The following is a 26,134-nucleotide window of genomic DNA, read 5'->3' on the forward strand; positions in this document are numbered from 1 at the left end:
AAAAATGTCAACCGATTAGATCAAAAAAACCTAGAATGGGAGTGAACCCAACTAGGTTATACAGTTTATCAAAATCTGCTCATTTCAAATTAAAAACAGTACTAGCTAAGTAATCCGACAGGCATGGAAAAAGGGTATAAAGTTTATGAGCGAGAGCTAGTGACCAAGGCAGGTTGACCTCACGTCTCTTGGTTCCCATAGCCGCAACAATTTTCTTGGCAACGTAATCTGGCTGAAGGAGAAAGGCTTTGACACTCTCCTGATAAGAACCATCTGGATCTGCTTGATCGAAAAAGCCCGTCGCAATGGGACCTGGATTGACTGTCGTCACCGCAACGCCATACTTAGCTAACTCTAGCCGTATCGTATTTGAAAAACCAATAGCAGCAAACTTGGTTGCTGAATAAACGGATGATTTGGCCGTTGCTACTAGACCAGACATGGAGACAATATTGATGATCTGACCAGACTTTCTAGCCTTCATCCGCTTACCTACTAAACGGCACATGGTCATCAGGGCAAAGGTATTGATGTCAAACATAGCTTGGACCTGCTGGCTAGAGAAATTCTCAAAATCATCGTAAATCGCATAGCCAGCATTATTAACCAGAATATCAATCTGCCCATACTGGCTATCTAGCTCCTCAAAGAAAGCTGTCAGAATCGCCTCGTCACGAATATCCACATCAAACACAGCCTTTTTCTCATGATAGGCGTAGAGTTGTTCGATTTTGTCCACGTCGCGACCCAGCAGAATCAGAAAATCATCTGCCAAGAGGGGAACCATTTCCTGCACCAAACCACCTGATGCGCCTGTTATCAAAATGGTTCTCATAGTTCAATTTCCTCCAAGTCCTTGACCACATGAACTTCTTCAAAAATGGTCTTAGCATCGCGTCGTAGCTGACTAACATCCTTGGCCAAGAAACGCGGACTGATATGATTGAGCAAAAGTCGCTTGGCTCCCGCCTCACGCGCCACTTCTGCCGCCTCCATATTGGTTGAATGTCCATGCCGACGCGCCATCTTTTCATCGCCCTTACCATAGGTCGCCTCATGGACCAAGACATCCGCATTGACCGCAAGTCGCACACTGGTATGGCATTTGCGTGTGTCTCCCAAGATTGTCACAACCTTACCCGGACGTGGTGGCGATAGATAATCACTGGCAATGATTTCACGACCGTCCTCTAGGGTAACATTCTCGCCATTTTTGATTTTTCCAAAGAGGGGACCAAAGGGTACACCGGCCGCACGGAGAGCATCCGCATCCAGCGTTCCCTCCAAATCTTTTTGCATGACGCGGTAGCCGACACATGGCACCGTGTGATCCAGCTTGTCTGCGAATACCGTAAATTTGTCCGTCTCAAGAACCTTGCCAACTGTCTCTACGTCAAACTCATGAAAATGAATGCGGTAAGGCAAGCGGGAACCTGACACTTTCAGACTGGCCAAGACAAAGGAACGAATGCCCGTCGGACCATAAATTTCAATATCCGTCTGCTCCTCACTAGACTGGAAAGAACGGCTGGACAAGAACCCGGGCAAACCAAAAATATGATCGCCATGCAGGTGAGTAATGAAAATCTTAGCCACCTTGCGCGGACGAATGGTTGTTTCAAGGATTTGATTTTGCGTTCCTTCGCCACAATCAAAGAGCCAGACCTCATTGATTTCGTCCAAGAGTTTCAAGGCCAAGCTGGACACGTTTCTTGCCTTGGAGGGCTGACCCGCCCCCGTACCTAAAAATTGAATTTGCATTGTTTACTTTCTAATGTTTTATATATAAAATTGCAGAGCGATCTGACCAGGCAAAATAGCGCTGACCTGAATATCCATCCGCCACTTCCAGCACTTCTTCCTGATTAAAGCCTGAAATCTTGACCAATCCTTCTGCTGTCGCCACTTGGGTCAGGAGATAGTCTGTTTCAACTTCCTCTAACTCGACGTCCTCAAAAGGATTGGCTCGCATCCAAAGCTTGCCCTCCTCCAAAAAGACGACATAGTGGGGGAAAACTTGAGCAATCTCAAATAACAAACTGTCCGTGATTTCCTCCGTCCCCTCCGAAAAGACCTGAGCCAAACCGTCCGTCGACACATAGGCAAATCCGAAAGACTTGCCTGATAAATTCAGGCGGACAAAAGGCTTGTCTTCAGCAAAGCTGGGCTCTTTTGGAAAAAGGCTCAGCTGCTGAGAAAGTGTCAGATAGTAGTCCGTCGCTTTCTCTGCTCCTTGTTTTTGGTAGATTTCCGCAAAATAGGCATTGATAACCGAAGGCGGGGGCGTGATAAAGTCTAGTTTTTGTTGGTCAGTCATATCAGCTAATTTCTTCGCCAGATAGACCTTGTCCAGACTGGTAAAGCCACCGTATTTGATTGCCAAATCAAGATAATCCGTCATAAAATTCTTCCAACTTCCATTTATTGCTGGAAGCGATATAGCCTGATACCACTTCCACATCCTCTTCGTAGGTCCGATGTTCAATCAGTGCCAAAGTGGCTAAATCATGCAATTTATAAGATTCAGCAAGTGGAACCCTGACCTCAAATCGTTCAAACATGGTCTTAATCTTGGCCAAAACCATCATTTGTATATGGCCTTTGGCATTTTTATCCTTAGCGGACAACATGACATGAGGAAACTGACTTGGAGTAAAGCTGTCATCGGTCTTGTCCAGCTTGTTGTAAAGGGCCAGACGAGGAATGTCCAGCATATCTAGGTCTTTTAGAATGTCCAAGACCACCTGCTCCTGCTCACTGTGGTTGGGGTCAGAAGCATCGATGACATGGAGCAAGAGGTCCACATTCATGGACTCCTCCAAGGTGGATTTAAAGGCAGAAATCAACTCGGTCGGCAGGTCCTGAATGAAGCCAACCGTGTCGGTCAAGGTCACGTTGAACTTGTCCGCCAAGTTAATCTGCTTGGTCGTGGCATCCAGTGTGGCAAAAAGTTCATCAGCCTCGTACTGTCGCTTGTCGGTCATGGCATTCATGATAGTGGACTTGCCAGCGTTGGTATAGCCAATCAAACCAATCTTGAAGACACCTGATTGCAGGCGGCGTTCACGGACAGTTGCTCGGTTTTTCTCCACTGTTTTGAGTTGGCGTTCGATGTCGTGAATCTGGTTGCGAATGCTTCGACGGTTGAGCTCCAACTGGCTTTCACCCGGTCCACGAGAGCCGATACCACCTGCCTGACGGCTGAGCATGATACCCTGACCAACCAGACGCGGCAACATATACTTGAGCTGGGCTAGGTGGACCTGTAACTTGCCCTCGTGGCTTCGAGCTCGCATGGCAAAAATATCCAAAATCAACTGCATGCGGTCAATGACCTTTACACCTAAAATCTCTTCCAAATTGACATTCTGACGGGGTGTCAGTCGGTTATTGACAATGACGGTATCAATCTCATCAGCTTCGACCATCTGGGCAATTTCTTCTAGTTTCCCTGAGCCGACAAAGGTCTTGCTGTCGTATTTTTCCCGTTTCTGGGTATAAACACCCTTGACCAGAGCGCCAGCTGTCTTAGCAAGACTTGCTAATTCTTCCATGGACATGTCAAAATTATCTGTCTGCTGTAATTCCACTCCAACCAGGAGGGCGCGTTCTTGTTCTTTCTGGGTTTCAATCATTTAAAAATTCCTCCACGGCAGTGAAAATCTGCGACTTGTAATCTGGATCGCCTACTGAATAGAAGGGAACCTCCATCCGATTTCTGAACCAGGTCAATTGGCGTTTGGCAAAGCGGCGGCTATTTTGCTTGACCTTATCAACCGCTTCTTCTATGCTGATTTGACCTGCTAAGTATGGGAAAAACTCCTTGTAGCCAATCCCCATGGCAGCTTGGGCTTGGGGATACTTTTTGTAGAGCCAGCTGACTTCATCCAACAAGCCCGCCGCCATCATCTTATCCACGCGCTGATTGATGCGATCATAAAGAACCTGTCTGTCATCCGTCAGGCAGATGTAAATAGGCTCATATTCTGACTCTGTATTTTCCAAATTTTTGCCAAATTTTTTCAACTCTAACCCACGAATGATTCTCCGTCGGCTGTTGCCCTCAACCATCAACCCTGCCTGCTCTGCCATTGTTTCCAAATCCTCGTCAGACAAGCAGTCGAGTTCCGCCCGATAAGCAAGAACTTGCTCCTGGTCAACCTGCCCGCCAAGATGGTAACCCTCTAGCAGACTTTGGATGTAAAGCCCTGTTCCTCCAACAATGATAGGCAACTTGCCACGACTAGTAATGTCTGCAATTAAGGCCTTGGCTTCTGCTACAAATTCATAAGCTGAATAGCCCTCTGTCACGTCACGGACATCAATCAAGTAATGAACTGCAGCAGCCTGCTCTTCAGGACTAGCTTTTGCCGTACCAATATCCAGTTTGCGATAGACTTGCTGGCTATCACCGCTGATAATTTCTCCATTGTAGCGCTGGGCCAAGTCTATGCCAAGGGCAGTTTTTCCTACCGCTGTCGGTCCAATGACCACAATAACTTTAGTTTTCATCTTTTTCCTTGAAAATATTTTGTTTTTTCGCTAAAATCTATTATAACACAAGTAAAGGAGAATTCACTATGGCTAAAAATTTTGGTAAAGGTTTCTTAACAGGTGTTCTTTCTACGGTTGCTCTTGCAGCTGGCGCTATCTTCACTGTTCATAAAACAATCATCGAACCAGAAGAAAAGAAAGAAGCCTTCATCGAGGAAAATCGTAAAAAAGCAGCACGCCGTCGCGTGTCACGTTAAGGAAAAGTTGGATGAAACGTCCAGCTTTTTTCTTTTGGCAGCAACATAAAAACAGCCCAAAACGGACTGTTGACTTCAGCATTTTCCTACAAAATGATCTCTTCCTTCTCAATCAAGACAATGGTCCACATCATGACCAGGGTCACCACTGCTAGTGCCAAAATCAGCGGTAGCCATGACCTAAATACTGGAAAACTATAGCCCAGGAGACCTGGACCAAAGGCAGCAATCAGATAGCCGCCCGTCTGCACCATACCGGATAATTGGGCAGTCGCCTGTGGGTTGCTGGTTTTCAAGGTAAAGCCCAGCATCATATAAGGGAACAATGCACCATTGGTAAAGCTCAAAATCAAATGAATGGCGGTCCAAATGGGAATATTTACAGGCGCTAAGGCCATGAGAGCGAGACCTACTAGAGAAACAGCGGAGATGATTAACATTATCCTCCTACGCCAATCCTTGGTCTGATGAGAAAGAATAGCCGGTGTCACCATAGACATGGGAATGGCCATGAGATTGTACATGCCGGACATGAAACCAGCCTCAGCCTTGCTAAAGCCAATGGACTGAGCAATGGTTGGGAGCCAGGTAATCTCTGTATAGAAGAGCACCGACTGGAGACCGCCGAAAATCAGAAAGGCAAGTGCAGCCTTATTTTTCCAAAGAGATTGACCAGATGACTTTTCCTGATTACTTTCAAAACGATGATTGTGGCGGACATTTGGCAGCCAAATCAAAAGGGCCAAAAAGATTACGGCCGTGACCAGATAGATAAAGGTCTGCCATGAAGTCGCCGTAACCACAGGTACTGCCGCCATAGAAGCCGTAGTTCCAGCCACCCCCATCAGGGTCACATAAATAGTGGTATAAAGCCCGATTTTCTTAGGAAAATTGGCTGTCACAATACTTGGCAGCAGGACATTGATAAAGGCAATGGTCCCGCCCAGCAAAACGGTTCCTGCAAACAAGCCCACTAGACCGCTGGCCCGCATTCCTGAGCCAATAGTCATGATGAAGAGCACCAGCGCCATCAACTTTTCCAAGCCTAGCTTGCCAGCCAAGCGCGGTGCCAAGGATGAGCAGAGGGCAAACATAATCAGCGGAATAGAGGTCAGAACCCCCAGCGAGCTGACTTGTACCCCCAAGCCAGCTGCGATGTCCGTCAAAATGGCAGGCAGGGCTGTAAAGGGAGCCCGCATAACCACACCCAGCATAATAATGCCAGCTACCATAAATAGCGATTGTTTTTTCATATCGTGATAGTTGTCCTTTCTCTAACGTTCGGATTTCAGCATTTATGATTATACCATACTTGACAAATGATAGAAAGTTATTCTGTTTTATTTCTGGTTATAGTTTTAAGCTATATCATTTCCCATTAAATAACTATTTTTCAAATGGGAAAATTTGCGTTAGAATACAAACATACCAAACGAAAGCGAGAAAATATAACATGACACAATCAAGATTCCTACTAGTTGGCTCCCTCCTCCGCCCTTCAGCCCTTGGAGAATACAAGCGCCAAATCGAAGCGCGTGATGACATCAAGTACCCATTTTACGATGCCTTCGACGGCTACAAGGAGACTGAAACTGAACTCATCGAGAAAATCGTTGCGGAACAAAAAGAAAATGGTCTCGACATCGTGACTGATGGCGAATTTGGTCGCTCTATGTGGCACCTGGACTTCCTCTGGGGCTTTGAGGGTATCGAGCGTTACATTGCTGATCACGGCTATCCATTTAAAGACCACGATGGCCAACCTTATGAAACTCGTAAGGACATCGGTCTTCGCATTACCGCTCCACTTTCTTCTAAAAATCACCACTTCATCGATATTTACAAGCAAGTACAGGAATTGGCTGGGGACACGACAACCAAGCAGACTATCTACGGACCAGCTCATGCCTTCAATGAATTGATTATTTTCAACGGTCAGGTTGGACCAGATCAAGTCTACAAGACCCGTGAAGACTTGAAAGAAGGCCTCATTGCTGCCTACAAGGAATTCTTGGACCAGTATAAGGCTGCTGGTGGTCAGATTGTTCAATTTGACGACTGTCTCTGGGAACTCTTCGATCCATCAAATCCTGTGCCATTCTTTCCGCAGGATGACCCAGAAGCATTGGCTGCTCTTGCAGATGAATTTATCGCTATCAATAATGCCGTTGCTGACTACGGTCATGAAATTGGCTTGACAGTCTGGACCCACAACTGCCGTGGTAACTATGAAAGCCGCTCTGCAGCTGGTGGCACTTACGAGGCTATCGCTGAGAAATTCTTGAAAAACCAGCGTTACAGCCGTTTCTTCCTGGAATGGGATGATGAGCGTGCCGGCGATTTGAAAGCTTTGGAAAGCTTGAAAGATTCGGATGTCGAAATTGTTCTGGGTCTGCTTTCAAGTAAGACTTCTGAACTCGACGATGAAGAGCGTGTTTACAAACTCCTCGAAGAGGCCAGCAAAATCATTCCAAAAGAACGCCTCTACCTGTCACATCAGTGCGGTTTTGCATCATGTGACTCTGGCAATGAGCTTGCTATCCCACAACAATGGGCGAAAATCAAACAAGGTCAAGACATTGCAGCCAAATTCTGGGCTGAATAAAGAAGTAAATCAAGGAGCCATCAGCATTGCTGGTGGTTTTCTCATGTTCAAAATCGCCTGATGCACAAAAAGACCCTGAAACTCAAGCTACAGGGTTGTTTGTCTATCTAATAAAGTAATTGTGCCAAAATCAAAACCGCAATCAGGGCCAGCAGATGACCGATATTGACAACGATAAAGGAATGCTTCAAGCCCCGCTTCATGCTCAATTTGGCCAGATTATGGAAGGTAATCATAACTCCCGATTGGGGAACAACTGTCAGCACCGCCGAGGCAATAACCGTCACCCTGTGCAAGACCTGGGGATCGATACCCGAATCAAGGTAGGCAGGCAAGAAATTGCTGGCAGCAATCCCTACCGCACCAGACGAAGAGCCAATGATACCACCGATTAGGGCAGTCGACACCGAAAGACTAATCAGGGGCGAACCAGAAATCTGTCCAATCCAGTCTTGGATAAGCAAGAAGCCTGAGGACATGGCCAAGACCGTTCCGAAAGCCACTGTGCTAGAAGTCACAAATGCAGGTAGAACAGATGCCGTTGTCCCTTCATTTAAGAGAGTTTGCTGATTGACCAGATTCTTACGGAAGAGAAGACCTGACGCCAGTATGGCCACCGTTAGCCCCACAACCAAGATATAAGGCGTTTTCTGAAAGATGTAAATAGTTGCAACCAAGCTCAACATGGGCAGGCTTGCCAAAACTATATTAGGAAGATTTGCGTTATCTGTAGTCACAATTTCCTCATCACGCTCAGTATACCCCTCATTTCTCGCCATACTTTTCTTCAAGGCAAACCGCATATAGGTCAAACCAAAAACGACTAAAATTAAGCTTGAAACCAGGCTCAAGAGCGGTGCGGCGGTCAAAGTCGTCCCCAAAACCTTGGTTGGAACCGCATTATGAATGGACGGCGTCCCTGGCAAACTGGACATGGTCAGGGTGCTGACACCTAAAAAAACTGGAATTGGAAATAGCTCCCAATTGATATTCAGCTCCTTAAAGAGCGGTCTCGACAGGGGCAAGAGGGTGAAAATAACCACAAAAAGGCTGACACCCCCATAGGTCAACAAGGAGGCAATCAGGACAATAGCCAGCAATACCTTATAAGGACTTTCCTTACCAACCACTCGCAAAATACTATTGGCAATGGTCTGGGTAGCACCACTTGCTTCCATATACTTGGCCAGTATGGAGCCCAGCATAAAAATCGCAAAGTTATTGATTAAAAAACCAGCCAGGCCAGTCATATAAGACTGCTCCTTGCCCAACATGGTCTCTAAAATAGGCATTTGATTGGTCAAAGCCACGATCAAGCTCGCCAAGGGGGCCGCAACCATCACGTTTAGATTCTTTGTGGTCCAATAAATAATGGCCACAATCGCCAAAAATACCCCTACTACTCCTAAAATTATCATAGTTCTCCTTTAATGAAAAGAGGGATTGCTCCCTCTGATTTTTACCTATACTGCCGAATGTCCTCTTTCCCTTGAACCTTTGCCAGCAACTGGACCACTGTCTGCCCTAGAATTGGATGGACATAATCAGCCGCAATATCAGCCAGAGGCTGTAGGACAAAGGCCCGCTCATGGGCATAGGGATGGGGCACCGTCAGCCGTTCGGACTGGATGATTTCCTGGTCCCAGAAAATAATATCCAGGTCAATGGTCCTCTGTCCCCATTTTTCAATACGAACACGGTCCAAGTCCAGTTCTATTTTTTGACAGATTTCCAAAAATGCTAGAGGCTCCAAATCCGTAAAGACCCGACAGGCTAGATTGAGAAAGTCAGCCTGGTCCGTCTTGCCCCAAGCTGGTGTCTCATAAAGAGCCGATATGGCTCCCAGCTGACAGGCAGGATGATTATTCAAACTCTCCAAGGCAGCCTGCAAATAGGCCTCACGGTCCCCCATATTGCCACCAATGCTCAGATAAGCTGTGTATTTCATGGGCGTTCACGCTCCAACTCAATACCAACTGAATCATAGTGGCCAGCGATAGGCGGATTTTCCTTGTGGATGGCCAGCTTGATCTTCTCTACTTTGGGAAATTGGTCAAAAATCTCCTGACAAATCAGCCCTGCAACTTTTTCAATCAGAATATAGGGTTTACCTTCGACCACTTTTTTCATAGCCTCGAAAACAAGGCCATAATGAACTGTATCTTCCAAATTATCCGACAATGAGGCAGCGGTTAAATCCAGAAACAAATCGCAGTCCACCGTAAAAATTTGCCCCAGGGTCTGCTCTTCCTTGAAGGCGCCGTGGTAGCCGTAAAATTTGCATTGTTTGAGTGAAATCTTATCCATTCTTGCTCCCATTCACTAATTGGTCCCAGACAGTAATCAGATCTCGATTGGCTTGGACATTGTGGACTCGGACCATTTTACAGCCCTTGGAAATAGCCCAAGCAGACAGGGCTGCCGTTGCCTGATCCCGGTCAGCTGCCAAGGTATTGCCACCCAAAAGATGGTCAACCACCCGCTTACGGGAAATCCCAAAAAGAACTGGATAACCAAGCCCAGTAATCTGCTCCAAGCCTTGGAGAAGATCCAGATTGTGCTGGGCATTTTTGGCAAATCCAAACCCAGGATCCAGCCAAATCTTGTCAGCCAAAATACCATCTGCTAGGGCTGCCTGAGCCCGCTCCGCTAGAAAATCTCGCACTTCTTGCACAATATCCTCGTAGACTTCCTCTGTTTGATTGTGCATGAGGATAATGGGGACCTGATACTCCGCTGCCAGGGCCAGCATTTCTCCGTCATAGAGACCTGCCCAGACATCATTGAGAATGTCTGCACCAGCCTCCAGAGCCGCACGCGCTGTCCCAGTCTTATAGGTGTCGATAGAAACCAGGCAGTCAAAACGCTCCTTTATAGCACGAATAATCGGTACCACACGGGCGATTTCCTCCTCTTGGGAAACAAATTCCGCCCCCGGTCGGGTAGACTCGCCACCGACATCGATGACCTGGGCTCCTGCGGCCAAAAGCTCTTCAGCCTGCGCTAGGGCAGCCTCTACTTCATTAAATTTTCCACCGTCAGAAAAAGAATCCGGCGTGACATTGAGAATGCCCATGATGGACACTTGCTGGTGTAAGTTGTCAATCGACATAGCTCCTCCTATTTGTGAATCATGGACAGCAATTCGCGACGCAAAACAGCATCTTCCTTGTATTTTCCAAGAGCAACTGTGGTCACTGTCTTGCTGCCTGGCTTGCGAACACCACGCATACTCATACACATGTGTTCCGCCTCCACCATAACGTAGACACCTTCTGGCTCCAAGGCGTCCTGCAGGGCATGGGCTACCTGGTGAGTCAAGCGCTCCTGCAATTGTGGACGGCGACTAGCCACTTCCACCGCACGCGCCAATTTGCTGAGGCCTGTCACACGCCCCTTGCTAGGTAGATAGGCCACATGCGCCACCCCATAAAAAGGCACCAAATGATGCTCACACATGGAGTGAAAGGGAATATCCTTGACCAAGACCACTTCCTCATGCCCCTCCGAAAAGACCGCCGTAAACTGATCCTTAGGGGCTTCATTGAGACCAGAAAACATCTCCTGGTACATCTTGGCCACACGCTTAGGCGTATCCAGCAGTCCCTCACGGTTAGGGTCCTCGCCCAATAATTCCAACAATTGGTAAATAGTTTGTTCAATTTTCTCTTGCTTTGACATAATACATCCCCTTATTTAATGTTCTTATTATACCCTAAAAAGGCTCCTAGGAAAAGTCTTACTCCCCTTTGTGATATAATAAAACAAAGAATTGTAAGGAGAGCGCCACATGACCAAGAAACCCGTCCAGTTAGCGACGATTTGCTATATTGACAATGGCAAGGAATTTTTATTACTTCACCGCAACAAGAAAGAAAATGATGTGCATCGCGGCAAGTGGATTGGCGTCGGCGGAAAATTAGAAGCCGGTGAGACCCCTCAGGCCTGCGCAACCCGTGAAGTCTTGGAAGAGACAGGCCTTACGGCCACCAAGTTGGCTCTGAAAGGCATTATTACCTTCCCTGACTTCACCCCCAATATGGATTGGTACACCTATGTCTTCAAGATTACCGAGTTTGAAGGCAACCTAATCGACTGTAACGAAGGAGATTTGGAGTGGGTACCCTATGACCAGGTCCTATCCAAGCCCACCTGGGAAGGCGATCGGCATTTCCAAGAATGGCTCTTAGAAAACAAGCCCTTCTTCTCCGCCTGTTTCCGCTATGACGGAGATAACTTACTAGACTACTCAGTGGATTTTTATGAGTGATAAACAGCTTAAAACCTGCAAGTCAGCTGACCTGCAGGTTTTAAGTTATTCTGATACTGGTTGCTCTGCTTGAGATTGAGCCTGCTTGCCTTCATCAAGGAGGGCTGCAATAATCTTCTGGTCACGCAGTTTGACGGAATCGTTGATGGTCTCAGCTGAGTGGATAATAGCCGCCTCCAACTCACGGCGTTTCTGACGCCCTTCATCAATAGCGGCGATGATGCCGTTGTTCTGGGCTACCAGACTTTCAGCCAATTTTGTCACCGACTGAACAGCCAGAGTCGGATTTTGAGCTGTGCGTTCCATCATCGGAATGGCTTCCTTAGACGTATCTGCCAGCATCTGAAGAGCAGCATTATTGGCATTGACGATGGCATCAGCCGTCTGGCTGGACTTTATGGACTGTTGCAAAATACCTAACTGGGCGATGGATAACTTCATGGTCGGAATGGTATTGCGACGGAGCATGCCCAAACGCTGTTTCATGTCAGACGAGACCTTGACCAGATTCCGCATCTGCGGTGTCGTTGTCCAGGCCACATAGAGACGGCTCAGATATTCAGAATGCTGCTGCTCCAAAATATTGGCCACTTCTGTGATCCGCGCCAGCTTTTCAGAGGCTACCTGATAGTCAACAGTGGTCGGAACCAGGCTAGCCAGTCTTTCCTGCTCTGCTCTTGCTCGCTGAGCGGCCTCTTGACCTGTTGCCTCGATAAAGGCAATGACACCGACCAGATTCTCGATAGACTTGGTATTGTTTTCAATCAAGAGCTCGGCAGAAACGATATTGCGCGAGAGAACTTCTTCCTGCTTGACCACGCTGGCTGCCATAGTGTCCATTTTCTTTTCGATGGTCTGGGAATCGAAGTAAAATTCCTGCAAGTCGTTCTTGGTCTGCTTGAAAAGACGCTGGAAGAAACCAGGCTTCTTCTCCAATTCAGCCGTGCTTGAAATGTCCTTATACTTGGCCACAAAGCCGTTAAGTTCACGGTTGGTATTGGCCAAAAGCTCATCCACCTGCGGAATTTCAATCTTCTTCTGCTCACTCAAGATGTGGTTGACCGTTGCATTGACCTCCTCAACCGCCTCCTTGCCAAAGTCCAGGAGGGCGTTCTGGTTAGATACAAAATTATCCACCAACTGCGGTGCCTTGGCCTGGATCCCGGCCTGCTGTTCAGGTGTCAATTGGGCAAGGAAGGATACTTTCTGACTGTCACCAATGGGCGTAGCCTGGATGATTTCCGTTGTCTTGTCCTTCTGGTTCAAGCCGTTGCTGGCAATGGCATCTATATCAAAATTAAATCCTGACATCTTATTCCTCTACTTTCTTGTCACGTTTCATCATACGCAGGCTGACTTCAAAATCCTGCATATCGGCTTCGTTAAACTGGCGAATGGTATTATCCAAGTCACTATCAAAGGTCTCCATGGCAGATTTTGCCTGGGCCAAACGTTCTTCCGCATTGAAATAATCCTTGGGAGACTGCTTGATTTTCATATACCCCTGCAAAATATCCTGGAAACGCTGCATATTGGCCTCATGAATGGCCGTCAACTCTTCCTTCTTATCCGTTGTCGCCTCTAATTTCTCTAAAATGACTAGATGATCCCGTTGGATATTGCAGTAGGTCTCAAGAATTTCTGGCGTCAGGTCCGCAATCCACTCCTGCTCCGTCAGCTCCTGCTTGGCTTGAACGCAAGGCTCTGCCTCCTTGACAGGCTCTGTTGACTTTTCAGGAAGTTTGAGCTGATACTTGAGCTGAAGGGTGTCCACAACTTCCTTACTCTTATAGGCGTCTAAGTACTTACCAACCTTTTGATAGACTTGGTCCAGCTCAAAGAGTTCTGCCAGCAAGCGTCCCCGCAATTGCAGAACCGCCTTGTCCTCCCCATTTTCAGCCAAGAGCTGCTGGTGCTTGGAAAATCCCGCACTGATGGACCATACCAGATTTTCCAACCGCTGGATAGATGAACGGTTGAGCATCCGATGAACCGCAGGACGATTCTTCACATAGAGATAAACCAGTCCCAGAGGCAAAATAATATACCAAAAATTTATCAAAATCCCCAAGACAATGAACAGGGCAAGGATAGAGCCCAAACCATCATCTTTTTTATAGCGTTTTTTACCCATACGTTTTCCTCATTTTTCCATTATATTATATCATATTCCTCCCCATCTATGAAAAATTTACCAAAGAAAAAAGCCGGGTTTCCCCAACTTTTTAGAAGGCCTTGGCCTGGGTTGCATGGATGCTGTCAATGGAAATGCCAGAGGTGGCAAACAGGTTCTCCAATTCCTCTACAGCGATGCGGCCTTCGATTTGAACCTCGATGACCACATTGCCTTTTTTAGTCTGTAATTGAACGGTGCTAATGATATTGTAGCCCTTGTCAGAAATAATCTTGATAATCTTCGCAAGCTCACCAGCCTTATTTTCAACTAGGAAACGAGCCCGCACGCCCTCTTCTCCATAGCCTGAAACGTGGAGGAAGGCAGCAAAGATATCGCGGTCTGTGATGACACCGTAGAGCTGACCATTGTCCACAACCGGCAGGATGCCCACCTTGTTTTTATACATGAGGTAGACCGCATCCTCCAAGCTGGCATAGCCTGAAACTGTGATGACGTCCTTAATCATGACATCCTTGACCTTGGTCTTGTTGAGCAGGTAGTTCATCTCGTAGATAGACAGGCTGGTCGCCTTTGACGGACTAGCCTCTGCGATGGTCCCTTCTGTTACCAAACCGACCAATTTATCATTTTCAATGACCGGCAAGCGGTGCAAATCCTGCTCACGCATGATGTCTGCAGCATGGGCGATCGTTGTATCTGGCGAAATATAAACAACCTTACGGGTCATAAAATCTTTAACGGACATGGAACTTCCTCCTCGATATTTTCTACTCCTATTATAGCAAAAAACGAAAACGATTTCAATATCTTATGAAAAGAAATGAAAATCAGTGATCAACGACCACTGATTTGTTAGAAACTAGATTCACAAGTAAGGCACTTTAAGTTTTTTGATGGAATACTGACTGTATTTCGAGAAAAAACGAACGAAACTTGCCTTAGCTCAGGTGCCGAATTGTGAATATAGGTTCTAAAATTATACACCCTTAACTGCGAAATAGATCCCGCTTGGGCAGGCAAAGTTAAAGTTAGGGAAGGGCTGTTCATTGACTGGGCTGCAGGTATCTGTCAAACCAGCGATGCGCTCCTGAAGGCCTGCAATATCGGATGTTTCAAACAAGACGCTCGGTACATTGTCCAACACCTCTGGCGATACTTGAGCGATAAATTCCTTGGCATAAACCGTAATCGTAGTCGTCGCATCCGCATGAGACTTCATGTCAAAGGTCTCAAAGCCCATCATCTCCGCTTCATTTTCAATGACAAAACCTGCCGCTGACCAAAAACTTTTTTCTGCCGCCACATCATCCACATAGAGCATGAGGCCCAATTCTTTATTAAACATCTGTTATCCTCTTTCTAAAACGATATTGCTAATCATAGCAAGTTATGGTTCAAATTGCAAGAATGAATTCCTAACCTTCTAGTGATTTGTCGGCTGCCTGGGCCAGTCTCCCTTCCTCCAACTCAGCCTGCTCACGCGCCTGCTTTTTCAGACTCTTAATCTCGCTCTTCAAGCCCATATTTTTTGCCATTCCAAGCAAATATTGGATGACCAAGCCAAGAAATACAGAGCCGAGAATGACCAAAATCAAGGGCAGACGGAAATAACCAAAGATATAATTGACCTTGACAACCTGTTGGTTAGCCAAAGATAAGACCACCGTCAGAACGATAATAACCAGTAAGCCGATTAGGGATAGTTTTTTCTTCATATAATACCTCTTTCATCTGTCAGTCTATCATAAAACAGGAATCGTGACAAGGAAGGGGGATTGGGAATTGTATAGGAATATTTTCAGAAATTACTGCTTTATTTTTTTACATATAAATAGGCAGATGAATCAAATGAAACACCTGCCTATTCTCAATTTTTTTCATTTTCCAAAGAAACTATTCCCTGAAAAATAAGGAGGAACCTATGACAAAATATCAGTAAACAATCATTGTTTTATCATCCAACATAAGCAAAGCTACCTCTTGATATAAGTACATATCCTCATCATAATTTTTGCAACAAGTTTTTAGTTTGATATTTGTAAATAAAATCCAATTTTTAAACTCTCAAAACTAAGAAGACACAAATAAAATCATTCAATAATTTCATAAGTTCCGCTGCTTTCCCACCCTCAAAAATGGACTTTTCTTCATTTCTTTCCTATTTCATGATACAATAGAGCTATGAGAATCCAACAATTATATTATGTTATAAAAATAGCAGAGACAGGGAGTATGAACGAGGCTGCAAAACAGCTTTTCATTACCCAACCAAGCCTGTCCAATGCTATCCGCGACCTGGAAAAAGAGCTCAATATCAAGATTTTTTTCCGTAATCCCAAAGGCATTACCCTGACCAAGGACGGGATTGAGTTTCTATCCTATGCCCGCCAGATTGTCGAGCAGACCGAGCTGCTGGAAGACCGCTATAAAAATCCCAACGCCAAGCGCCAACTCTTCAGCGTATCCTCCCAGCACTACGCCTTTGTGGTCAATGCCTTTGTCTCCCTGCTCAAGGAGACTGAAATGGAAGACTACGAGCTCTTCCTGCGGGAAACCCGGACCTGGGAAATCATCGATGACGTCAATAATTTCCGCTCAGAAATCGGCGTCCTCTTCCTTAATAACTACAACCGTGAAGTCCTGCTCAAGTTGCTGGATGACCACAGGCTCTCCCATACGCATCTTTTCACTGCCAAGCCTCATGTTTTCGTCAGCAAGACCAATCCACTGGCACAAAAGAAAAGTATTAGCCTGGATGACCTAGCCGACTATCCCTACCTCAGCTATGAACAAGGGATTCACAATTCCTTCTACTTTGCCGAGGAAATTCTCTCCCAAGTCCACCACAAGAAATCCATCGTCGTATCCGATAGGGCCACCCTCTTCAATCTCCTGATTGGGCTAAACGGCTATACGGTTGCGACTGGTATCTTGAACTCCAACCTAAACGGGGACAATATCGTCTCCATCCCGCTGGATTATGACGATGAAATCGAACTCATCTACATCAAACATGAGAAAGCTGTCCTATCCGACATGGGGGAAAAATTCATTGCCTATCTCCTGGATGAAGTAAAATTCGATAAAAAATAATGACATATTTAAGTAGATTTCTTCTATCAATATATGTTATAATGCTATCATGAAAGCAGTTGAAAGTGATGTTGGAAATATGGTAAATTCTCAAAGTAAGTTCTAGTTCCCGTCCTTCCAGAAGTTACTTTGAGAAAACTGCATAACATCAACAGAATTTAGTCTCAGACTAAGTTCTTTTTTGACTAAAAATGTTGATAATAGTGAGTTTTAGGGTTGAAAAAGTTGAAAAAAAGAGTACACTAAAGTTACTGGCTCTGAGACGTCTCAAAGTAAGTTCTAGCTATCTGGAATTTTGGATGGGACAAGTTCCTTTCTATTTTTGAAATTATTTTTTAATAAAAACTAGCGATTATTTATCCAATAATCGAGGTGATTGAATGACGTTCTCAGGGTCAATTTTAGAGATTCCCAAAAGTGTTGCCAATTCCTCACCGTAGGTAAATGTAAAGAGTTCATAGGCGGATTTTCCGTTGAAAGAAGCTCGTTTGATGCTGTTGACATGCGAACAAACCAGGTTGATGTCCTCCTGTGTCAAGTTGTCAAACGAACTTCCTTTAGGAAGAATATCTCTGATAAGTGTGTGATTCTTCTCAATTCTCCCTTTCTGGTCAGAACGATTGGGGTCACAGAAGAATAGCTTAGATTCTCCACGCACATCCATTTCGATGTCGTCCACTCTGGCGAATTCACCGCCATTATCAGTCAGAATGACAGGAAATATTTCGCAGAAGTCCATCTCTTTCTGATGTAGGTCATTCTTGATAGCGTAGAGATGTTTAGCGACCTCATTAGCTGTTTTATTATCAAGTAATCGAGCGAAGATAAAGTTACAGAAGGAGAGGTTAAAGGTGAGAAGTACCTTTCCGCCGATCCGTCCAGTAACGGTGTCCATTTCCAGCCAATAGCTGATTCCTTTCTCTGTGAGAAAGCGTTGGAAGTCCTCGTAAGACCGTCCTTCTTTGGCAATTTTAGGAATGGGTTGTAGGTTTCTGGTTCTCCGCTTTCTGAATTTCACGACACGGGGGAAATCAATGGGCTTTGTGGACAGATAGCCTTTTTCAAGGTATCTGTAGATAGAAGCTCTGGATGCCGAAAGTTCGTTTGAGGCGATGATATGGTTGAGGTGTTGTCCCTTTTGGATGGCTGCAGAGACAATCTCGTCCATACGATAGAATTCTTCCTTGTTTAGGGCAACACCTGTTCTCGAGTCTGAGAGCTTAGCTTCGTAATCAAGCTGAGCTCTTTTTGCGTAGTAGAATTGTTTCTGGTATCCGCAATTGATTCTCTTTTTCGGACAGGCATTACAAACGTAGGGAGCCTTTTTGAGTAGAGGGCAAGAATCACAATTAGATGTCACAGAATTTTCTTTAACCACTCGATTTCTCCGAACTTCTTTTGAGATTGTAGAAGGATCTTTACCTAACTTAGCTGCTATAGCTGAGAAGGGCTTAAGTTGTTCAATTCCTATTTGAATATCGTTGCGATCAGAGAGAGTTAAGTGTTTGTTTTTCATTGTCGATTGCCAACTTGTCCCATAGTAAGTTCTACCTTATTTCCTTGTCTCAGTCTAATTTCCAGTTTTTAAGACAGACTAGAACTTACTTTGAGAATTTAGCATGTTGGAAATATTTCAACAAAATCACGGGAACCGCTTTCATTTTTTTGTTCTTTATGCTATAATACTTCTATAATAAATTTTAAGGAGTGATGAGATGGCTCAAAATAAAATGTTAGCTATGATTCTTGCAGGTGGACGGGGAACCCGTCTTGAAGGTTTAACAAAAAAGGTGGCCAAACCTGCCGTTGCCTTCGGTGGAAAATACCGCATCATCGATTTCCCTCTCAGTAACTGTGCCAACTCTGGTATCGATATTGTCGGTGTCTTGACCCAGTACGAACCGGTCTTGCTCAACTCATACGTTGCCCAATCACAGCGTTGGGGGTTGGATGTCCAAGGTTCTGGTATTTTTGTCCTGCCACCAAGTGAGAAAATCGAAGGTTTTGGTCTCTATAAGGGCACGGCTGACGCCATCACTCAAAATATCGACTTCATTGATTTGAACGAGCCTGAGTATGTCCTCATCCTGTCTGGTGACCACATCTACAAGATGAACTATGACAAGCTCTTGGATACCCACATTTCCAAGAAGGCTGATGCGACTATAGCAGTTATCGAAGTTCCTATCAAGGAAGCGTCACGCTTTGGTATCATGAATACGGATGATGAGTACCGCATCGAGGAATTTGAAGAAAAACCGGCCAACCCTAAGAGCAATCTTGCCTCAATGGGTATCTATATTTTTACATGGAAAACGCTTAAGAAATACCTCCTGGAAGACGACAAATCAGAAACCTCATCACACGACTTCGGCCACGATATCATTCCAAAATACCTGGCAGATGGTCGCACTCTGATTGCTCACCCATTCCGTGGCTACTGGAAGGACGTGGGTACGGTTAATAGTCTCTGGGAATCTAACATGGACCTGATTGACCATGCAGATGAGCTAGACCTGTCTGACCGTTCATGGAGAATCTACTCTGAAGACAAGGGCTCTCCTGCTCAAGTTATCAGTGCTACTGCCTCTGTCAAGTCTGCCTATATCGATAAGGGAGCCATTATTGATGGTGCCATCGAGCACTCTGTTATCTCAAATGATGTGCAAGTTAATGTCGATGCGGTTGTCAAAAATTCTGTCCTCCTACCTGGTGCTATCATCGGTGAGGACGTTGAATTGGACTATGTCATCGTGGCTGAAAATGTCAAGATTGCGGACGGTGTCAAATTGGCTGGTGAACCAGACAATATCCTCTTGATTGATAAGAATGTGAACAAGTAAGAAAGGTCGATTATGTTAAGAAATACTCTAGGAATTGTAAATATTGAAGGGAATAATGTGCACTTCGGCAATGTCATGGACCACCGTGGTGTACAAGCCTTTGGTTTCCTTGGCCGCTACCGCTTGATTGACTTTGTCTTGTCCAATATGTCCAACTCTGGCATTACGGAATTTCAGGTCTACATGCCTGCCAAGATGCGCTCAACCATCCAGCACGTCGGAACTGGTAAGCACTACAACATTAACAGTAAGCGTGGTTCGCTCCGTCTCTTGAACGGCGTGACCGACCCCAACTCTGTTTACCAGCATGACATCAATGCCTTTTCAGAAAATCTTCATTACATTGAAAGTTCTACCAAGGAATATGTGCTGATTGCGCCATCTTACTTCCTCTACAGCCAAGATTTCACAAAGGTCATGGCAGAGCATCAGGAAACTGGAGCTGACATCACCGTTCTCTACAAAAATGTTATGGACGCCAAGGAGAATTTTATCGGCTGCCAAACCTTGAAATTCGATGATGACAAGCGGGTCGTGGCCTTTGAAGAAAACCACGGTAAATACAAGAATCGTCCTGTTTCACTTGAAGCCTACATCATGAAGCGGACCACCTTTATCGAGCTCATCCGCCGTGCCAACAAGGTTTCCTCGCTCTACTGGCTCAAGGATATCCTGCGCGATGTGGCTGACCAGTATGTCATCCGTGGCTACGCCCACCGTGACTTCGTTGCCTGCATCAACAGCATTGATAGCTATTTCAATACCCAGCTGGACCTCTTGCAGCGTGACACGCGCAAATTGCTCTTCAAAAATGATTGGCCTATCCATACCCAGACCAGCGATTCATCTCCTACTCTTTACGGAACACTGGCAGATGTCAAACGATGCCTGATTGCCAACGGTGCCAATATCAATGGTCAGGTTGAAAATTCTATTATTGACCGAGATGTCATTATCGAAGACGGGGTGACCATTAAGAACTCTATTATTTTAAATGGCGTAACGGTGCGCAACGGTGTCACTATTGAAAATGCCATTATCGATAAGGCGACCAAGATTGTTCATTCTACGGATATTAAAGGAACTGCAAGTAATCCAGCCTATATCAAGGCACATCAAATCATCTAGGAGTAAACATGACAAAAAAATCTGTACTCTTTGTAGCATCTGAGGGACTTCCATTCATCAAAACTGGCGGCTTGGCTGATGTGATCGGCTCTCTGCCAAAAGAATTGGTCAAACAGGGGATGGATGTTCGGGTTGTGCTGCCACTTTACAAGAAAATCGCCATCAACAACCATGCTGATTTTGATTATGTATCCAGCTACGATGTGCGAGCAGGCGATATCCAGTCCATGGCCAATGTCTACAGCCAGGTCGTCGATGGTGTGACCTTCTACTTCATCGAACATCGTGATTTCTTTGAGCGTGACGAGCTCTATGGCTACGATGATGACGCCATGCGGTTTGGGTTCTTCCAGCATGCGACCTGCCGTCTGCTTGAGGCTCTCAACTTCTTCCCAGATGTCATTCATTCCCACGACTGGCATGCGGCGGTCATGCCCTTCCTCTGCCGGACCTTCTACAGCTACCGGGAAGAATTCCGTAATATCAAGCATGTCTTTACCATTCATAACCTGGCTTTCCAAGGGATTTTCAACAAGCAAGCCCTCTGGTCTGCCCTGGGGATGGACTACAGCTACTATCTGGATGGTATTGCACGTTTCCACGACGAATGTATCAGCTTTATGAAGCTAGGTATACTCTACGCTGACAAAGTAACGACTGTTTCTGATACCTACGCCAGAGAAATCCTTACCGAAGAATTCGGCGAAAATATGCAACATGTCCTCGAACTTCGCAAGCATGATTTGGTCGGTATTGTCAACGGTATCGATTACGATAGTTGGGACAGTCAGACAGACCATTATCTAGTGAAGAACTACGGTCTTGAAACAATCGGAGATAAGAAAGCCAATAAATTGGCCTTGCAAGCTCAGTTTGGACTTCCACAGGATGAACATGTCCTGATGATCGGTATCGTATCTCGTTTGACCTGGCAGAAAGGCTTCTACCTCTTGACTGAGGTGCTCGGCCATCTTCTTCAAGCCCATGTGCAATTTGTCATCTTGGGTAATGGTGAAGCAGACGTTGAAAATGCCTTCAACCACTTCAAGCATGCCTATCCTGAAAAATTTGCCTTCTACCGTGGCTACAATGAACCGCTTGCCCACCAAATTTATGCAGCAAGTGACCTCTTCCTCATGCCATCCATGTTTGAGCCCTGTGGTATTAGCCAGCTGATTTCCATGCACTATGGGACCCTGCCACTTGTCCGTGAAACAGGGGGATTGGTGGACACCGTCAAGCCATACCACATCGAAACAGCTCAAGGAACTGGTTTTAGCTTCGGCGGCCGTGATGCCTACAGTATGAAACAGGTCTATGACCTGGCCCTACAGACCTACTACGACCGACCAGAAGACTGGAATGCCATGGTCAAGCAAGCCATGGAAGAAGACTTCAGCTGGACCTCTTCAGCTGAGAAATATATCTGGCTCTACCGTGAAATTAGTGGCTAGGTAAGATTTGACCACAAACTAAAGGGGAGTGCGACCAAGGTCCACTCCTTTTCCACAAGGGAGATTGTTATGACAGAATTTACTGATTTGGATTTATACTATATGAATTCCGGTGAGCACACCACACTCTATGAGAAAATGGGGGCTCATATCATCAAGGAGCGTAATAAAATTCTTGGCACCCAATTTCGTGTCTATGCTCCAAATGCGAGAGAAATCTTTTTAGTTGGTGATTTCAATAACTGGGATCGCAGTCATCCCATGAATCGGGAAATTGACGGGGTCTTTGAGCTCTATGTGCCTGATTTGAAATCACTGGAAGACTACAAGTACCTGATTATCAGCCATGACGGTCGGGAAATTTATAAGGCAGACCCCTATGCCTTTTTCAGCCAGGTCCGGCCCAATACTGCCTCCACGACCTATAACAGTCGCTACAAGTTTAAGGACGATATCTGGATGTATGACCGGGTTTCTTACGATTTCAAGGAAGAACCTGTGTCTATTTACGAGGTTCATCTGGGTTCTTGGAAACAAAAGGTTGTCAATCAAAACCAGGCTGGCGCCCCGCTTGAATCCTTCTATTCCTATAAGGAAATCGCCCCTCTCTTGATTGACTATGTCAAGGAAAACAAATTCACTCACATCGAGCTGATGCCCATCACCGAGCATCCTCTGGATGCCTCTTGGGGCTATCAGGTCACTGGCTATTACAGTCCGACCAGCCGCTATGGCAAGCCTGATGAATTAAAATACCTGGTAGACCAGTGTCACCAGGCTGGGATTGGGGTTATTTTGGACTGGGTTCCCCTCCACTTCTGTAAGGATGCCCATGGTCTCTATCAGTTTGACGGATCCTGGCTCTATGAGTATTTCCATGAAAATGACCGTGAAAATAGACAGTGGGGTACGGCTAACTTTGACCTGGGCAAGGGCATTACGCGGTCCTTCCTCCTCTCTAACCTTAAATACTGGCTAGACAACTTCCATTTTGACGGCATTCGGGTCGATGCCCTTTCCTACCTCCTCTATTGGCGCGGAGAAACCGAAGAGGACAAAATCAACCATGCCGCAATTGACTTTATCAAGCGGGTCAATGCCATGGTTCACACCGATTACAAGGGCGTTCTCATGATTGCCGAGGATTCCTCAAGCTATCCAAAAGTCACCCATGCACTGGAAGACGGCGGTATTGGCTTTGACCTCAAATGGGACTTGGGCTGGATGAATGATACCCTGAAATTTGTCGAGCGTCCGTCTGTTTATCGTAAATACCATTCCAAGGAAATCACCTTTGGCATGTATTACAATCAAAACGAGCACTACCTCCTACCCCTGTCCCACGACGAGGTTGTCCATGGGAAACACTCTATCATTGATAAGATGAACGGGGATTTTGAAGATAAATTCCACCTGGCCCGTGTTTACTACAGCTTCTACTATGCCCATCCTGGCAAAAAACTCCTCTTCATGGGTAATGAATGGGGCCACATCCGCGAATGGCATGAATATACAGAAATGGACTGGGGATTGCGCCTTTATCCAAACCACGAGTCCTTCTACCAGATGATGAAAACCCTGTCTAACTTCTATCGGGACAATGATGCCTTTTGGAAATACGACCATCAAGCCTATGACAAGGGCTTTGATTGGATAACAATAGATGAAGAGGCCAGCGTCTACGCCTTTGTCCGCAAGAGTGATGACCAGGAAATTCTAACTGTTCATAACTTCAATGATCAGGAGGTCTTCGATGTGCACCTAGCCCTGCCAACAGATTCTGAATACAAACTGGTCTTCTCATCTAATGCCATCCCGATAGAAACCTTTAGCCTCTATCCGGATGAAAATGGAGCCAAGATTACTGTTCCAAGGTTGACGTCCTTCTATCTGGAGCGAGTGAAATAGCGATAAAATCTTGTGCCTTTGGTGCAAGATTTTTTTCTGTGCATTTGAGGAAAAATTCCATACAAAAAAGCCAGCCACTGTTTAGATGACTGACCTATCTATTCTATTCAACTGCTGTGTAAGTTGCTGCTTTCTCAAGGAAGGCGTCAAATTCACCTTTGGCTTTGACATCAGCGATAACCTTGTCGATTTCTGCTTTGAGGTCTGCGCTGCCTTTTGGAAGAGCAATGACTTTTGAATTTTCATCAATGGTTGGGAACTCAGCTTTGGCGATGCCCAAGTCAGCATTTTGTGAAACATAACCTGCTGCCACTGGCGAGTCCATCAAGACTGCATCAACCTTACCAGCCTTCAATTCGTTGACCGCTTCGCCCATCAAAGTGAGAGAAACAATCTTAGCACTGCTCAAGTTTTCTTTAGCATACGTTTCTTGTGTAGAACCTTTTTGAACGGCCAAGTTAAGACCTGCAAGAGCGTCGGTATCTTTAATCTGATCTGCCTTGTCCTTGTTGACCAAGAGAACATCTGAAATCAGGTAATATTCTTCAGAGAAATCAAATGTTTTCGCACGTTCTTCTGAGTAAGAAATACCCGCAATGGCGATATCTGCCTTGCCATTTTGCACGCTGGTCAAGACGTTGTCAAAGTTCATTGGAGAGATTTCCAATTTTACGCCCAATTCATCAGCAATTTTCTGTGCCAACATGATGTCCGCACCAACGACTTCGTTTTTGCCGTCTACAAGTGCTTGGAATTCAAAAGGTGCATAGTCTGGGCTAGTAGCTGCGACCAAGGTACCTTTTTCCTTGATAGTATCCAAAGTTGACTTGCTTGACTCCGTCGTTGACGATGAACAAGCTGCCAAGGTAAGACCAGCTACAACAGTTGCCGCAAGAGTTAAAATTTTGTTAAATTTCATGATAATTTCCTTCTTTATTGCTTATGTTTTCAGATATTCTGAAACAACATGACCTATTATATGGCATTTTTATTCATTTGTCAACGGGAGTGCTTTGAATATTTATTCTTTATTTACTGATTGACTGTTGGTAGGCTTCTTCGACAAAGTCTGACATCTTGCCTGACTCAACCAGCTCTTTCACGACCTTGTCAATCTTAGCTTTCAGCTCTGCGCTTCCTTTTGGCATGGCAACAGCATAAGAGTCCGAAATGGTTGTCTCAATGTCCATGTCCACAATTTGCAGGTCTGGGTTGCTACCCACATAAGCCTTAGCAATCGGTTCTTCAAAGATTACGCCGTCCAATTGGCCAGATTTTAATTGCTGGATCAGGTCGCCGTTCTTCTCTAGACTGAGGATGGAGGAGTCAGCAAAAGCCTCCTTGGCAACGGATTCTTGGATAGAACCTTTCTGGGTACCGATGGTTACTGATGCGAAATCTTCAGCCTTGCTGTATTTAGCTGCGTCATCCTTTTTGACAATCATCTTGTTGACCGACTGGTAGTAGGCTTCTGAGAAGTCGTAGGTTTTGGCGCGTTCTTCTGTGGCAGAAATCCCTGAAATACCAACGTCCGCCGTACCTTTTTGGACACTTGCCAATACGTTAGAGAAGCTCATTGGTGAGAACTCTACTTCCACGCCCAATTCTTCACCGATGGCCTTGGCCAACTCGATATCTGCCCCTACGATGGTATCCTTACCGTCAATCAATTGCTTGTATTCAAAGGGCGGGAATTCTGGGTTGAGGGCAACGACCAGGGTCCCCTTGTCTTCGATTTTTTCAAGTGTGGTTTGGTCGCTGTTTGATGAACCACATGCAGCCAAAGCCAAACTAGCAAAGCAAACTGTCGCAAATGTATAAACTTTTTTTAATTTCATGATAATCTCCTTTTTATGCAATAGACACTATTTTTATACCATACATTTCGTATGTTTATGCTATTTTATACCATAATTATGCAATTGTCAACCATAAAATCCGAATT

27 protein-coding genes are annotated in these 26,134 nt (G+C 45.5%); 8 read left to right on the plus strand and 19 right to left on the minus strand.

Annotated features, from left to right (window positions below; all coding sequences use genetic code 11):
- Nucleotides 1-79: 79 nt before the first annotated feature.
- Genes NQZ91_03185 through miaA form a run of 5 tightly spaced genes read right to left on the minus strand, consistent with a single transcriptional unit; the run spans nucleotide 80 to nucleotide 4,512 of the window.
- Nucleotides 80-835: an SDR family oxidoreductase gene (locus NQZ91_03185; GenBank protein ID UUM58387.1), complete on the minus strand. Its 756-nt coding sequence runs from the start codon at nucleotides 833-835 to the stop codon at nucleotides 80-82.
- Nucleotides 832-1,761: a ribonuclease Z gene (gene rnz / locus NQZ91_03190; GenBank protein UUM58388.1), complete on the minus strand. Its 930-nt coding sequence runs from the start codon at nucleotides 1,759-1,761 to the stop codon at nucleotides 832-834. Before rnz ends, NQZ91_03185 begins: the two co-directional genes overlap by 4 nt.
- Before the next feature lie 10 nt (nucleotides 1,762-1,771).
- The gene (locus NQZ91_03195; protein UUM58389.1) at nucleotides 1,772-2,401 is read right to left on the minus strand and encodes a cystathionine beta-lyase; all 630 of its coding nucleotides are present in this window, start codon (nucleotides 2,399-2,401) and stop codon (nucleotides 1,772-1,774) included.
- Nucleotides 2,385-3,635 (minus strand): GTPase HflX, encoded by a 1,251-nt coding sequence (hflX, locus tag NQZ91_03200; protein ID UUM58390.1) that lies wholly within the window; start codon nucleotides 3,633-3,635, stop codon nucleotides 2,385-2,387. Before hflX ends, NQZ91_03195 begins: the two co-directional genes overlap by 17 nt.
- Complete coding sequence (gene miaA, locus NQZ91_03205) at nucleotides 3,628-4,512, minus strand: tRNA (adenosine(37)-N6)-dimethylallyltransferase MiaA (GenBank protein ID UUM58391.1); 885 nt, start codon at nucleotides 4,510-4,512, stop codon at nucleotides 3,628-3,630. Before miaA ends, hflX begins: the two co-directional genes overlap by 8 nt.
- A 68-nt stretch (nucleotides 4,513-4,580) precedes the next feature.
- Between miaA and NQZ91_03210 the strand changes: the two genes are divergently transcribed.
- The gene (locus NQZ91_03210; GenBank protein ID UUM58392.1) at nucleotides 4,581-4,751 is read left to right on the plus strand and encodes a DUF3042 family protein; all 171 of its coding nucleotides are present in this window, start codon (nucleotides 4,581-4,583) and stop codon (nucleotides 4,749-4,751) included.
- Between the two features lie 86 nt (nucleotides 4,752-4,837).
- Here NQZ91_03210 and NQZ91_03215 read toward each other — a convergent pair whose 3' ends face one another.
- Nucleotides 4,838-6,004, minus strand: a complete 1,167-nt coding sequence (locus NQZ91_03215) for an MFS transporter (protein ID UUM58393.1) — start codon at nucleotides 6,002-6,004, stop codon at nucleotides 4,838-4,840.
- Nucleotides 6,005-6,204: 200 nt separating this feature from the next.
- Here NQZ91_03215 and NQZ91_03220 point away from each other — a divergent pair, with 200 nt between their 5' ends.
- Nucleotides 6,205-7,356, plus strand: a complete 1,152-nt coding sequence (locus NQZ91_03220; GenBank protein UUM58394.1) for a cobalamin-independent methionine synthase II family protein — start codon at nucleotides 6,205-6,207, stop codon at nucleotides 7,354-7,356.
- Between the two features lie 107 nt (nucleotides 7,357-7,463).
- On the opposite strand, the gene NQZ91_03225 is transcribed toward NQZ91_03220, so the two are convergent.
- The 5 genes from NQZ91_03225 to folE are packed head-to-tail and all read right to left on the minus strand — an operon-like array spanning nucleotide 7,464 to nucleotide 11,037.
- Nucleotides 7,464-8,774 (minus strand): GntP family permease, encoded by a 1,311-nt coding sequence (locus NQZ91_03225; protein UUM58395.1) that lies wholly within the window; start codon nucleotides 8,772-8,774, stop codon nucleotides 7,464-7,466.
- Nucleotides 8,775-8,815: 41 nt separating this feature from the next.
- Nucleotides 8,816-9,304 carry a 2-amino-4-hydroxy-6-hydroxymethyldihydropteridine diphosphokinase gene (gene folK, locus NQZ91_03230; GenBank protein ID UUM58396.1) on the minus strand — a complete coding sequence of 163 codons (489 nt, stop codon included), beginning with the start codon at nucleotides 9,302-9,304 and terminating at the stop codon, nucleotides 8,816-8,818.
- Nucleotides 9,301-9,663: a dihydroneopterin aldolase gene (folB, locus tag NQZ91_03235; GenBank protein UUM58397.1), complete on the minus strand. Its 363-nt coding sequence runs from the start codon at nucleotides 9,661-9,663 to the stop codon at nucleotides 9,301-9,303. The genes folK and folB overlap by 4 nt, the downstream gene beginning before the upstream one ends.
- Nucleotides 9,656-10,468 carry a dihydropteroate synthase gene (gene folP / locus NQZ91_03240; GenBank protein ID UUM58398.1) on the minus strand — a complete coding sequence of 271 codons (813 nt, stop codon included), beginning with the start codon at nucleotides 10,466-10,468 and terminating at the stop codon, nucleotides 9,656-9,658. Before folP ends, folB begins: the two co-directional genes overlap by 8 nt.
- An 8-nt stretch (nucleotides 10,469-10,476) precedes the next feature.
- On the minus strand, nucleotides 10,477-11,037 hold the full coding sequence (folE, locus tag NQZ91_03245; GenBank protein ID UUM58399.1) for a GTP cyclohydrolase I FolE: 561 nt from the start codon (nucleotides 11,035-11,037) through the stop codon (nucleotides 10,477-10,479).
- Between the two features lie 109 nt (nucleotides 11,038-11,146).
- Here folE and NQZ91_03250 point away from each other — a divergent pair, with 109 nt between their 5' ends.
- Nucleotides 11,147-11,626 (plus strand): 8-oxo-dGTP diphosphatase, encoded by a 480-nt coding sequence (locus tag NQZ91_03250; protein UUM58400.1) that lies wholly within the window; start codon nucleotides 11,147-11,149, stop codon nucleotides 11,624-11,626.
- A 45-nt stretch (nucleotides 11,627-11,671) separates the two neighbouring features.
- Here NQZ91_03250 and NQZ91_03255 read toward each other — a convergent pair whose 3' ends face one another.
- From NQZ91_03255 to NQZ91_03275, 5 genes are all read right to left on the minus strand, one after another.
- Nucleotides 11,672-12,937 carry a toxic anion resistance protein gene (locus tag NQZ91_03255; GenBank protein ID UUM58401.1) on the minus strand — a complete coding sequence of 422 codons (1,266 nt, stop codon included), beginning with the start codon at nucleotides 12,935-12,937 and terminating at the stop codon, nucleotides 11,672-11,674.
- Nucleotide 12,938: 1 nt separating this feature from the next.
- Entirely contained in the window at nucleotides 12,939-13,760 is an 822-nt protein-coding gene (locus NQZ91_03260; GenBank protein UUM58402.1) for a hypothetical protein, read from the minus strand.
- Between the two features lie 91 nt (nucleotides 13,761-13,851).
- On the minus strand, nucleotides 13,852-14,508 hold the full coding sequence (locus tag NQZ91_03265) for a CBS domain-containing protein (GenBank protein ID UUM58403.1): 657 nt from the start codon (nucleotides 14,506-14,508) through the stop codon (nucleotides 13,852-13,854).
- Between the two features lie 231 nt (nucleotides 14,509-14,739).
- Nucleotides 14,740-15,108, minus strand: a complete 369-nt coding sequence (locus tag NQZ91_03270) for a glyoxalase (protein UUM58404.1) — start codon at nucleotides 15,106-15,108, stop codon at nucleotides 14,740-14,742.
- A 70-nt stretch (nucleotides 15,109-15,178) separates the two neighbouring features.
- Nucleotides 15,179-15,478, minus strand: a complete 300-nt coding sequence (locus NQZ91_03275) for a lipopolysaccharide assembly protein LapA domain-containing protein (protein ID UUM58405.1) — start codon at nucleotides 15,476-15,478, stop codon at nucleotides 15,179-15,181.
- 466 nt (nucleotides 15,479-15,944) lie between these two features.
- Here NQZ91_03275 and NQZ91_03280 point away from each other — a divergent pair, with 466 nt between their 5' ends.
- A complete protein-coding gene (locus tag NQZ91_03280; GenBank protein UUM58406.1) occupies nucleotides 15,945-16,856 on the plus strand; it encodes a LysR family transcriptional regulator in 912 nt (303 codons plus the stop codon).
- A gap of 352 nt (nucleotides 16,857-17,208) precedes the next feature.
- On the opposite strand, the gene NQZ91_03285 is transcribed toward NQZ91_03280, so the two are convergent.
- A complete protein-coding gene (locus NQZ91_03285) occupies nucleotides 17,209-18,372 on the minus strand; it encodes an IS30 family transposase (protein UUM58407.1) in 1,164 nt (387 codons plus the stop codon).
- A 199-nt stretch (nucleotides 18,373-18,571) separates the two neighbouring features.
- Between NQZ91_03285 and NQZ91_03290 the strand changes: the two genes are divergently transcribed.
- The 4 genes from NQZ91_03290 (at nucleotide 18,572) to glgB (ending at nucleotide 24,189) form a co-directional block, all read left to right on the plus strand.
- Nucleotides 18,572-19,699, plus strand: a complete 1,128-nt coding sequence (locus NQZ91_03290; GenBank protein UUM58408.1) for a glucose-1-phosphate adenylyltransferase — start codon at nucleotides 18,572-18,574, stop codon at nucleotides 19,697-19,699.
- Between the two features lie 12 nt (nucleotides 19,700-19,711).
- Nucleotides 19,712-20,827: a glucose-1-phosphate adenylyltransferase subunit GlgD gene (gene glgD, locus NQZ91_03295; protein ID UUM58409.1), complete on the plus strand. Its 1,116-nt coding sequence runs from the start codon at nucleotides 19,712-19,714 to the stop codon at nucleotides 20,825-20,827.
- An 8-nt stretch (nucleotides 20,828-20,835) separates the two neighbouring features.
- Entirely contained in the window at nucleotides 20,836-22,281 is a 1,446-nt protein-coding gene (glgA, locus tag NQZ91_03300) for a glycogen synthase GlgA (protein ID UUM58410.1), read from the plus strand.
- 69 nt (nucleotides 22,282-22,350) lie between these two features.
- Nucleotides 22,351-24,189, plus strand: coding sequence for a 1,4-alpha-glucan branching protein GlgB (gene glgB / locus NQZ91_03305; GenBank protein UUM58411.1), 1,839 nt, complete (start codon nucleotides 22,351-22,353; stop codon nucleotides 24,187-24,189).
- A gap of 103 nt (nucleotides 24,190-24,292) precedes the next feature.
- On the opposite strand, the gene NQZ91_03310 is transcribed toward glgB, so the two are convergent.
- Entirely contained in the window at nucleotides 24,293-25,108 is an 816-nt protein-coding gene (locus NQZ91_03310) for a transporter substrate-binding domain-containing protein (GenBank protein UUM58412.1), read from the minus strand.
- A 109-nt stretch (nucleotides 25,109-25,217) separates the two neighbouring features.
- Nucleotides 25,218-26,027, minus strand: a complete 810-nt coding sequence (locus NQZ91_03315) for a transporter substrate-binding domain-containing protein (GenBank protein UUM58413.1) — start codon at nucleotides 26,025-26,027, stop codon at nucleotides 25,218-25,220.
- Between the last annotated feature and the right edge of the window lie 107 nt (nucleotides 26,028-26,134).

The sequence above is a fragment of the Streptococcus suis genome (assembly GCA_024583055.1).
Taxonomy (GTDB): domain Bacteria; phylum Bacillota; class Bacilli; order Lactobacillales; family Streptococcaceae; genus Streptococcus; species Streptococcus suis_V.

Coding starts and splice junctions, on each gene's coding strand:
- NQZ91_03210 (UUM58392.1), top strand. CDS start 4,581: ATGGCTAAAAATTTTGGTAAAGGTTTCTTAACAGGTGTTCTTTCTACG.
- folB (UUM58397.1), bottom strand. CDS start 9,663: ATGGATAAGATTTCACTCAAACAATGCAAATTTTACGGCTACCACGGC.
- NQZ91_03185 (UUM58387.1), bottom strand. CDS start 835: ATGAGAACCATTTTGATAACAGGCGCATCAGGTGGTTTGGTGCAGGAA.
- NQZ91_03255 (UUM58401.1), bottom strand. CDS start 12,937: ATGTCAGGATTTAATTTTGATATAGATGCCATTGCCAGCAACGGCTTG.
- hflX (UUM58390.1), bottom strand. CDS start 3,635: ATGATTGAAACCCAGAAAGAACAAGAACGCGCCCTCCTGGTTGGAGTG.
- folK (UUM58396.1), bottom strand. CDS start 9,304: ATGAAATACACAGCTTATCTGAGCATTGGTGGCAATATGGGGGACCGT.
- NQZ91_03280 (UUM58406.1), top strand. CDS start 15,945: ATGAGAATCCAACAATTATATTATGTTATAAAAATAGCAGAGACAGGG.
- NQZ91_03290 (UUM58408.1), top strand. CDS start 18,572: ATGGCTCAAAATAAAATGTTAGCTATGATTCTTGCAGGTGGACGGGGA.
- NQZ91_03195 (UUM58389.1), bottom strand. CDS start 2,401: ATGACGGATTATCTTGATTTGGCAATCAAATACGGTGGCTTTACCAGT.
- NQZ91_03250 (UUM58400.1), top strand. CDS start 11,147: ATGACCAAGAAACCCGTCCAGTTAGCGACGATTTGCTATATTGACAAT.
- NQZ91_03285 (UUM58407.1), bottom strand. CDS start 18,372: ATGAAAAACAAACACTTAACTCTCTCTGATCGCAACGATATTCAAATA.
- miaA (UUM58391.1), bottom strand. CDS start 4,512: ATGAAAACTAAAGTTATTGTGGTCATTGGACCGACAGCGGTAGGAAAA.
- NQZ91_03315 (UUM58413.1), bottom strand. CDS start 26,027: ATGAAATTAAAAAAAGTTTATACATTTGCGACAGTTTGCTTTGCTAGT.
- NQZ91_03265 (UUM58403.1), bottom strand. CDS start 14,508: ATGTCCGTTAAAGATTTTATGACCCGTAAGGTTGTTTATATTTCGCCA.
- NQZ91_03215 (UUM58393.1), bottom strand. CDS start 6,004: ATGAAAAAACAATCGCTATTTATGGTAGCTGGCATTATTATGCTGGGT.
- NQZ91_03275 (UUM58405.1), bottom strand. CDS start 15,478: ATGAAGAAAAAACTATCCCTAATCGGCTTACTGGTTATTATCGTTCTG.
- folE (UUM58399.1), bottom strand. CDS start 11,037: ATGTCAAAGCAAGAGAAAATTGAACAAACTATTTACCAATTGTTGGAA.
- glgA (UUM58410.1), top strand. CDS start 20,836: ATGACAAAAAAATCTGTACTCTTTGTAGCATCTGAGGGACTTCCATTC.
- rnz (UUM58388.1), bottom strand. CDS start 1,761: ATGCAAATTCAATTTTTAGGTACGGGGGCGGGTCAGCCCTCCAAGGCA.
- NQZ91_03260 (UUM58402.1), bottom strand. CDS start 13,760: ATGGGTAAAAAACGCTATAAAAAAGATGATGGTTTGGGCTCTATCCTT.
- NQZ91_03220 (UUM58394.1), top strand. CDS start 6,205: ATGACACAATCAAGATTCCTACTAGTTGGCTCCCTCCTCCGCCCTTCA.
- NQZ91_03310 (UUM58412.1), bottom strand. CDS start 25,108: ATGAAATTTAACAAAATTTTAACTCTTGCGGCAACTGTTGTAGCTGGT.
- NQZ91_03225 (UUM58395.1), bottom strand. CDS start 8,774: ATGATAATTTTAGGAGTAGTAGGGGTATTTTTGGCGATTGTGGCCATT.
- NQZ91_03270 (UUM58404.1), bottom strand. CDS start 15,108: ATGTTTAATAAAGAATTGGGCCTCATGCTCTATGTGGATGATGTGGCG.
- glgB (UUM58411.1), top strand. CDS start 22,351: ATGACAGAATTTACTGATTTGGATTTATACTATATGAATTCCGGTGAG.
- glgD (UUM58409.1), top strand. CDS start 19,712: ATGTTAAGAAATACTCTAGGAATTGTAAATATTGAAGGGAATAATGTG.
- folP (UUM58398.1), bottom strand. CDS start 10,468: ATGTCGATTGACAACTTACACCAGCAAGTGTCCATCATGGGCATTCTC.